At 69.7% G+C, this 7,546-nt stretch carries 5 protein-coding genes; 2 read left to right on the top strand and 3 right to left on the bottom strand.

The annotated features are described in order from the left end of the window. Window positions 1–91 precede the first annotated feature (91 nt). Window positions 92–622: an exodeoxyribonuclease VII large subunit gene (locus ACOZHM_RS17755; RefSeq protein WP_421570642.1), complete on the top strand. Its 531-nt coding sequence runs from the start codon at window positions 92–94 to the stop codon at window positions 620–622. 35 nt (window positions 623–657) lie between these two features. Here ACOZHM_RS17755 and ACOZHM_RS17750 read toward each other — a convergent pair whose 3' ends face one another. Together ACOZHM_RS17750 and ACOZHM_RS17745 are read right to left on the bottom strand one after the other, a co-directional pair. Further along, window positions 658–1,572, bottom strand: a complete 915-nt coding sequence (locus tag ACOZHM_RS17750; RefSeq protein ID WP_421570641.1) for a M48 family metallopeptidase — start codon at window positions 1,570–1,572, stop codon at window positions 658–660. 70 nt (window positions 1,573–1,642) lie between these two features. Continuing rightward, window positions 1,643–3,523 (bottom strand): formylglycine-generating enzyme family protein, encoded by a 1,881-nt coding sequence (locus tag ACOZHM_RS17745; protein WP_421570640.1) that lies wholly within the window; start codon window positions 3,521–3,523, stop codon window positions 1,643–1,645. 146 nt (window positions 3,524–3,669) lie between these two features. Between ACOZHM_RS17745 and rnd the strand changes: the two genes are divergently transcribed. Then, window positions 3,670–4,752 carry a ribonuclease D gene (gene rnd / locus ACOZHM_RS17740; protein ID WP_421570639.1) on the top strand — a complete coding sequence of 361 codons (1,083 nt, stop codon included), beginning with the start codon at window positions 3,670–3,672 and terminating at the stop codon, window positions 4,750–4,752. Window positions 4,753–4,882: 130 nt separating this feature from the next. Here the strand turns inward: rnd and ACOZHM_RS17735 are convergent, their stop codons facing one another. Further along, the gene (locus ACOZHM_RS17735; RefSeq protein WP_421570638.1) at window positions 4,883–7,210 is read right to left on the bottom strand and encodes a TonB-dependent receptor; all 2,328 of its coding nucleotides are present in this window, start codon (window positions 7,208–7,210) and stop codon (window positions 4,883–4,885) included. Window positions 7,211–7,546 lie beyond the last annotated feature (336 nt).

The raw sequence follows: 7,546 nt of genomic DNA, 5'->3' as shown, positions 1-7,546 counted from the left end.
CCGCGGCCCCGTTGGCGCGCCGCCGGGGCGCCCCCCCCCCCCGGGGGGCGCGGGGGGGGGGGGGCCCCCCCCGGGGGGGGGGGGGGGGGCGGTGGGGGGGGGGGGGGCGGGGGGGGGGGGGCCGCGCCAACGCCACGGCCTGGGCCAGGCCATGCAGCGCGCCGACCGCGCCCTGCTGCGCCTGAACGGCCAGAGCCCGCAGGCCCGCCTGCAGTTGTTGCAGCGGCGCCAGCAGGACCTGGCGCGGCGCCTGGCGGGCGTCTGGCAGCAGCAGCACGAACGCCGCCTGGCGCGCCTGCGCCACGCCGCCGTGGTGCTGCGCAACGGCCACCCGCAGCGGCGCCTGGACGCGTTGGGCGAACGCCTGCAGCGCCTGCAGCCGCGCGCCGAGGCCGCGATGGCCCGGCAGTTGCAGCGCGATGGGCTGCGCCTACGCGCATTGGCGCGTTCAATGGAAGCGGTGAGCCCGTTGGCCACGGTGGCGCGTGGCTACGCGATCCTGACCCGCGAAGACGACGGGCGCCTGGTGCGGTCGCCGTTGGACGTGGCCCCGGGCGACGCATTGAAGGCCCGCGTCCAGGACGGCGTGATCGACGTGGTGGTGAGGGACGCCGGGGCCTGACCGGCGCCCAGCCACGCAGGGCGTGGCTCTACGCGTCACAGGGTCGCCGGTGCCCCGGCGGTTTCACAGAACCGCTGCCGGTATTCCATCGCCTTGGGCATCAACGCCTGCAGGTTCTGGATGCGCGTGCCCGGGTTCGGGTGGGTCGAGGAAAACTCGGGCGGTGCCTGCCCGCCGCTGGCCTGCCCCATACGTTCCCATAACGGCACCGCCTCGCGCGGGTCGAAACAGGCGGCCGCGGCCAGCATCAGCCCCACTTCGTCGGCCTGGGTTTCGTGGCTGCGCGCATACGGCAGCAGGTAGCCGTAGCCCATCGCCGACATCATCATCTGTTGCTGCTGCACGTCCATGCCGCTGGCGGCGCCGGCCATCTGCCCGATCTGGGTGAGCTTCTGCTGGGCCATGCGCTGCGCGCCATGGCGCAGCAGCGCGTGGGCGATCTCATGGCCCATCACCACCGCCATCGCATCGGCCGTGCGCGCCACCGGCACCAGGCCGGTATACACCGCCATCTTGCCGCCCGGCAGGCAGAACGCATTGGCCTGGTCGGACTGGATCACGTTGACCTCCCACTCGAAATCACGCGAGAAGTGCCCCGGCTTCAGCCCATGCTCCTCGGCGAGCGCGGTCTCCACCACGTCCACCTTGCGGATCAGTCGCTCGGCAATGGCACGCACATCGCGCGATATCTGCGCATTGGGATCCAGCGGGCGCTCCTCGGCCAGGATCTGCTGGTAGGCCTGCAGGCCCAGCGCCTTCTCCTGGGCGGCGTCGAGGGAACTGTCGATGAGCACGCTTTCGCCGGTATAGGGGTCCACGCTGCGGTTGGAGAACCAGTAGAACGCGGCGTAGCCGGCGAACGCCAGCAGCACCCACCAGCGGATGTTGCCGAACAGGCCTGGGCGGCGCCCCCGTTGCTGTTGCTGACCGCCAAACGGATCGCTGCTCATCCTGTGGGTTCCTGATTTGGCCGGCACACCCTGCCGGCATTCGGGGCAATCCTAGCGCCAAGCCGGGGTATCAGATACCTCGCACCAGGCGGAACCCGATCCTGGCGCTGGTCGTGTCCGAATCCTGTGATTGTCGCCAGGCCGCGCGGGTCTGCTCGGGCGCATTGGCCCAGTTGCCGCCGCGAATCACCCGCTGCCGGCAGCCCGGGTTGAACCAGGCCAAGCCGTCGGCCGGTGCGCGCCGGTAGCTGGCATGCCAGCAGTCGGCCACCCACTCACTCAGGTTGCCGGCCATGTCATGCAGGCCCCAGGCGTTGGGCTCGAAGCTGCCCACCGGCGCCGGCCCCCACCAGCCGTCGCCATAGCCGACGAACGCATTGAACCAGCGGCGCCCGGACGGCGACACGTCCTCGGCCCCGGTGAAGTTGCCCGAACGCGGCGGCGGCGTGCCCGCATCGCCCCACGGGTAGCGGCCGCTGCTGCCGGCACGCAGCGCATATTCGAACTCGGCTTCGCTGGGCAGCCGGTAGGAGCGCCCGGTCTGTTCGGACAGCCATATCGCGTAGTGCTCGGCGTCGCGCACGCTGACGTGCATGACCGGCGAATTGGCGATCGCCGGCCTGCCGTCATAGCCGGACTGCCAGTCCACCCCGCTGCTGCGCGTGAAGTTGCCGCTGCGTTCGTCGTAGATGATCGAGTGGCCGCGGCGGGTGGCGCGCGGGCGCGCATTGGTGGCCGTCACGTAGCGCCGGTAATCGGCCACGGTCACCTCGGTGATGGCCAATGCGAAGCCGCGCTCGAAGCGGACGTAGTGCGAGGGTTTTTCCGCATCGCTGGCGCCGGGTTCGCTGTCGCCCGCGCCCATCTGGAAGCCGCCATGCGGCACCACGATCATCTGCGGTCCGCGCCCGCCGTCGCGCAGCGCATCGCTGAACACCTGTCGCGGGCGGAAACTGCCGTAATGGGTGACCAGCTCGATCCGTTCGCGCAGCTGGGCCACCACCGGGTCGCCCGGCATGGCGATGCGCAGCGCGTCTTCCAGCTTCTGCCGCGCCGGCTTCAGCCCCTGCGGCGTGGCCAGGTCGCGCAGGCCCTCGTCACGCAGGCGCACCAGCGTTTCGGCGCGGATCTTCTCCACCCGCTCGAAGGCCTCCACGATGGTGGGCGCGGAATCGCGCACCTTGGCCGCTTCCGACAACCAGGTGCCGGCCGACGTGAAGTCCGCGGCACGCGCGGCCGTTTCGGCGCGCCGGATCAGCGCGCTCTCGGCCGCTGCCAGACCCTGGCGGGCGCGCGGATTGTGCGCATCCAGCGACAGCGCCTCGCGGAAATTCGGGATCGCCCCGTCGCCGTCTTCGCCGATGCGGTCGGCACGCAGGTCGTCTTCGCCGGCCCGGTTGTAGGCGATCACCCGCTGGGCGATCTCCACCCGCGACTGCAGGTGGCGCACGCGCGGCTCATCCGGCGCCAGGGTCAGCAGCACCAGCGCGATCTGGCTGGCCTCGGCCACCGCCTCACGCTGCTTCAAGGGGCGCACCAGCAGTGCCGCCGCCTCGTACAGCAGGCGTTGCTGGGCGCGCTTCAGGCCGGCCTGCGCCTGGCGGTCGGCGGGGTCGCGTTCGAGCAACGCCAGCCAGATCGGAATGGCGTCTTCGGCCGTTTCATACAGCCGTCCCTCGGCGAACGCCTTGGCCGCATCACGGCGCGCCTGGGCCACGCCGGCATCGGTGAGCGTTACCGGCGGTGGCTGCCAGCGCTGCTCGGTCTCGGCCGCGTCTTCCCCGCCGATGGTGACCTGGGCCGGCGCCGGCGCCTTTGCCTTGGCGGCGGGCGACGCAGGCGCGGCCGGGCGCGCGGCAGCGGGGCGCGGCGGCGGCGCATCGGGGGAACACGCTGTCGTGGTGGCCAGCAACAGGGCCAGCAACAGCGGAAGAGAACCGGTGGCACGCAAGATCGGGTTCCTCGGGCAAAGCCAGGGCGCGGCGAGGCATCAGGACCGCAGCGCGTGGCGACGGGTTCATCATAACGGCGCGCGGCTCCATCGCGGCGCGCTATCCTGCCCCACCTGAGCAACCCTGCAGTCGACGGAACCCCTACGTGGCTTATTGGATCAAAACCCCGGCGGAGCTGGACGAGCGCTACCGCCAGCGCCCTACCCGCATCGGGCTGGACACCGAGTTCATTCGTGAACGCACCTACTGGCCCCAGCTCGCGCTGGTGCAGATGGCGGTCGGCGATGAAATCCTGCTGATCGACCCGCTCATTCCCGGCATGACCGCCGCGCTCGCGCCGTGGCTGGCCGACACCTCCATCCTGAAGGTCATGCACAGCGCCAGCGAAGACCTGGTGACCTTCAAGGTCGCCTGCGGTGTGCTGCCGCGCCCGCTGTTCGACACCCAGATCGGCGCCTCGCTGGCCGGTATCGGTGGCGGCATGGGCTACCAGAAGCTGGTCACCGCGATCACCGGGGTGACCCTGGCCAAGGGCGAGACCCGCTCGGACTGGATGCGCCGCCCGCTGTCCGACGCGCAGCTGGAATATGCCGCCGACGACGTGGAATACCTGTTTGCCATCCACGACGCGGTGGATGCCAAGTTGGGCGAACTGGGCCGCCGCCAGTGGCTGCAGGACGATGCCGAACGGCTGCTGGCCAGCGTTGAACAGGATGAGGAACGCTGGCCGCACGTGGCGATGCGTTCGGCGCAGTTCATGGACGCCCCGGCGCAGCTGCGCCTGTTGCGCCTGCTGCGCTGGCGCGACGTGCAGGCCCGCGCCAGCGACAAGCCGCGCAGCTGGATTTTGGACAACGAACTGGCCGCCGTGCTCGCCCGCACCCCGCCGGCCGATGCCGACGCGCTGGGCAAGCTGATGGAAGGCTTCCCGAAGGCGCCGCGCAAGCTGGCCGCGCAGGTCTGGGACGCGCTGGTGACGCCGCAGCACGACGAAGCCGAGGCGCCGCTGGCGCTGCCTGCCACCGATGCGAACAAGCAGGCGCTGAAGCGGCTGCAGGATGCGGTCAGCGCGCGCACGGCCGAACTGGGCCTGCCCGACGGTGTGCTGGCGTCGCGCAAGCACCTGGAAAGCTATCTGGAAAGCCGCCAGTGGCCGCAGGCGCTGGCCGGCTGGCGGCAGGCGGTGTTGGAGCCGGTGCTGGCGCCGTTGTTGCCTGCTGCCGGTTGATATCGCGCAGCCACCCATGGGGTGGCTCTACCGGGTATTACGGCGCCGTTGGGCCGTAGAGCCACCCCATGGGTGGCTGCTCCACCTGCAAAAAAGGCCCCGCTCGCGCGGGGCCTTTTCATTTACTTCATTACCAGTTGAGGTTCAACGAAACGCCCACGGTGCGCGGTTCGTTGTACACCGCCGCCATGTAGTTCTCGATCACGCCCTTCAGGTTCTTCTCGTTGGTGATGTTGCGCGCGAACAACGCCGCTTCCCATGCACCGTAGTTGCCCGAATAACCCAGCTTCAGGCCGCCTTCGAAGCTGCCCTTGGAGTTGAACTCGGCCGAGTCGTACAGCACGAAGCTGGTGTAGCCCTGCTTGTTCCAGTCGGTGGAGACGAAGAACACATCGCTGTCGTTCACCGGAATGTCGTAGCGCGCGGCAAAGTTCAGGTTGTACTTCGGCGCATTCGGCAGCGGGTTGCCGTTGATCTGCGCGAAGGTGTTGGCACCGACCTTGATGGTCGGGTCGTTCACCGTGCACACCACCGCGCCGTTCAACGCGCAGACCTGCGCATACACGCGATCGTCCTGGATCTCGCTGTGCAGCAGGCTCACGCCGGCGCTCAGGCTCAGGTTCGGGATCGGACGCAACTCCATGTCTGCCTCCAGGCCGTAGGCCTTGGCCTTGTCGGCGTTGAACAGCACGCCGTTGCCGTTGGAGTCGTTGCCGTTGAGCTGGATGTCGTTGACCGTGTAGGTGAAGGCCGTGGCATTCACGCGCAGGCGGTTGTCCCACAGGCTGCTCTTGACGCCCGCTTCCCACGACAGGATGGTTTCCGAATCGGCGGTGGTGAAGTCGGCGTTGAACACCGCCGAACGGCCCTGGATGGTCGGGCCACGGAAGCCGCGCGCCACCTTGGCATACACGCTCACCTGCGGGTTGAACGCATACATCGCGCTCAGGTCCCAGCTCGGGGTCGTATCGGCCATGCTCACATCGGTGCGGCCGCGGTAGGTGACCACGCCAGCGGCGGTGTCGGCGGTCTTGAGCAGGCGCGTACGCTTCTCGTCACGGGTCTGGCGCAGGCCGCCGGTCAGCGTGAACTTGTCGGTCACGTCGTAGCTGACCTGGCCGAAGCCTGCCCACGAGGTGTTGGTGTTGCGCAGGCGCACCCAGTTGTTCGGGTTGCGTGCGGCGCCCTGCAGGAACCAGGCGCGCTGGTAGAAATCGGTGGTGTCGCGGCCGTCGAAGTAGAACGCGCCCACCTGCCACTTCAGGCGGTTGTCATCGGCGTTGGCCAGGCGCACTTCCTGGGTCCACTGGTCCAGGTCGCGGATCTGGCCCATCGACTGGCCGTAGCCGTTCGGCACGCCATTGACCGGGAAGTTGACCGCCGCGCCGCCGTCGGTGTCGCCGCGGCTGTAGCCGGAGGTGGTTTCGTAGGCGGTGATCGAGGTCAGCGAGATGTTGCCGAAGTCGTACACGGCTTTGACCGAGCCGCCATAGGTTTTGTAGGCCTGCGGGTTGTTGTCGGCCTCGTCATAGGCCACCTTGTCGCGCGGCGCGTCGGTGGTGTTGGAGCCCTTGGTGATCGCGTTGCGCAGGAACAGGGTCGAGGTACCCTCGTAGTCGCGGGCATGCGCCGAGGCCAGCAGCGAGAAGTTGTCGCTGGGCTGCAGCAGCAGCTGGGCGCGCACGTTGCGGTCGTCGAAGCCGCCCATCGCGTTCTTCTTCGGGGACACCGTGCCGTCGGCGCTCGGACCGGTGTAGGTGTTGTCCACGTAGTCGTCGCGGTGCTGGTACAACGCCGACACGCGGAACGAGGCGATGTCGTTGATCGGGCCGCCGAAGCCACCATCGACAGACACGCTGCCGTAGGTGCCGTAGCTGGCCTGCACGCGGCCGCTGTACTCCTGGCTGGGCTTGATGCTGTCGAACTTGACGATGCCGGCGGTGGTGTTGCGGCCGAACAGCGTGCCCTGCGGGCCGCGCAGCACTTCAACCTGGTCCACGTCGTAGACCGGGTTGGACTTCAGCACCACGTGTTCCAGCACCACGTCGTCCTGGATGATCGACACCGGCTGCGAGGCACCCAGGTAGAAGTCGATGTTGCCCAGGCCGCGGATGTAGAAGCGCGGGAAGATGCGGCCGGTGGTGGTTTCCGCGTAGAAGCTCGGCACCCGGCCACTGAGGGCCAGCAGGGTGTCATCGCCACCGGCGGTGTAGTCGCGCAGGCGCTCGCCCTGCACCACCCCGACCGAGACGGGAACTTCCTGCAGGTTGCGCTCGCGGTGGTCGGCGGTAACGGTGATCGCGTCCAGCGAGGTCGGGCTGGCGTCCTGCGCCAGCGCGGCGCCGCTCAGACCGAGCAGCGAGATGCACGCCAGCGCCAGCGCGTGGGGGCGCGGCTGCCGGGCAGTGCGGGAAAAGGCGGGTGCAGCCGAAGCGGAGGTGGTGCGATGGGCGGACATTCAAGGGTCTCGGGGTACGGAGCTGGGGTGGCGTGCGGGCGCACGCGGATGCACAACATCGGCACCGCTGATTGCGCAGCGATGCGGCACGGTATTGCGCAGATGTTTCAAGGGGATTTCAACCCCCCACCTTTGATCCGGCGGTGGGGGGGGGGGGGGGGGGGGGGCGGCCGCCCCCCCCCCCCCCCCCCCCCCCCCCCCCCCCCCCCCCCCGGGCCCCCCCCCCCCCCCCCCCCCCCCCCCCCCCCCCCCCCCCCCCCCCCCCCCGCCCCCCCCCCCCCCCCCCCCGATACCGAAGGCAAGGGCCGCGGCGCGGGTACGCAGGGCGTCAGTCAT

Source organism: Stenotrophomonas sp. PD6, assembly GCF_049199305.1.
GTDB lineage: Bacteria > Pseudomonadota > Gammaproteobacteria > Xanthomonadales > Xanthomonadaceae > Stenotrophomonas.
Note: the sequence above shows the minus strand (reverse complement) of the source record. Positions and strands in the feature narration are given on the sequence as shown.

Coding starts and splice junctions, on each gene's coding strand:
- ACOZHM_RS17750 (WP_421570641.1), bottom strand. CDS start 1,572: ATGAGCAGCGATCCGTTTGGCGGTCAGCAACAGCAACGGGGGCGCCGC.
- ACOZHM_RS17735 (WP_421570638.1), bottom strand. CDS start 7,210: ATGTCCGCCCATCGCACCACCTCCGCTTCGGCTGCACCCGCCTTTTCC.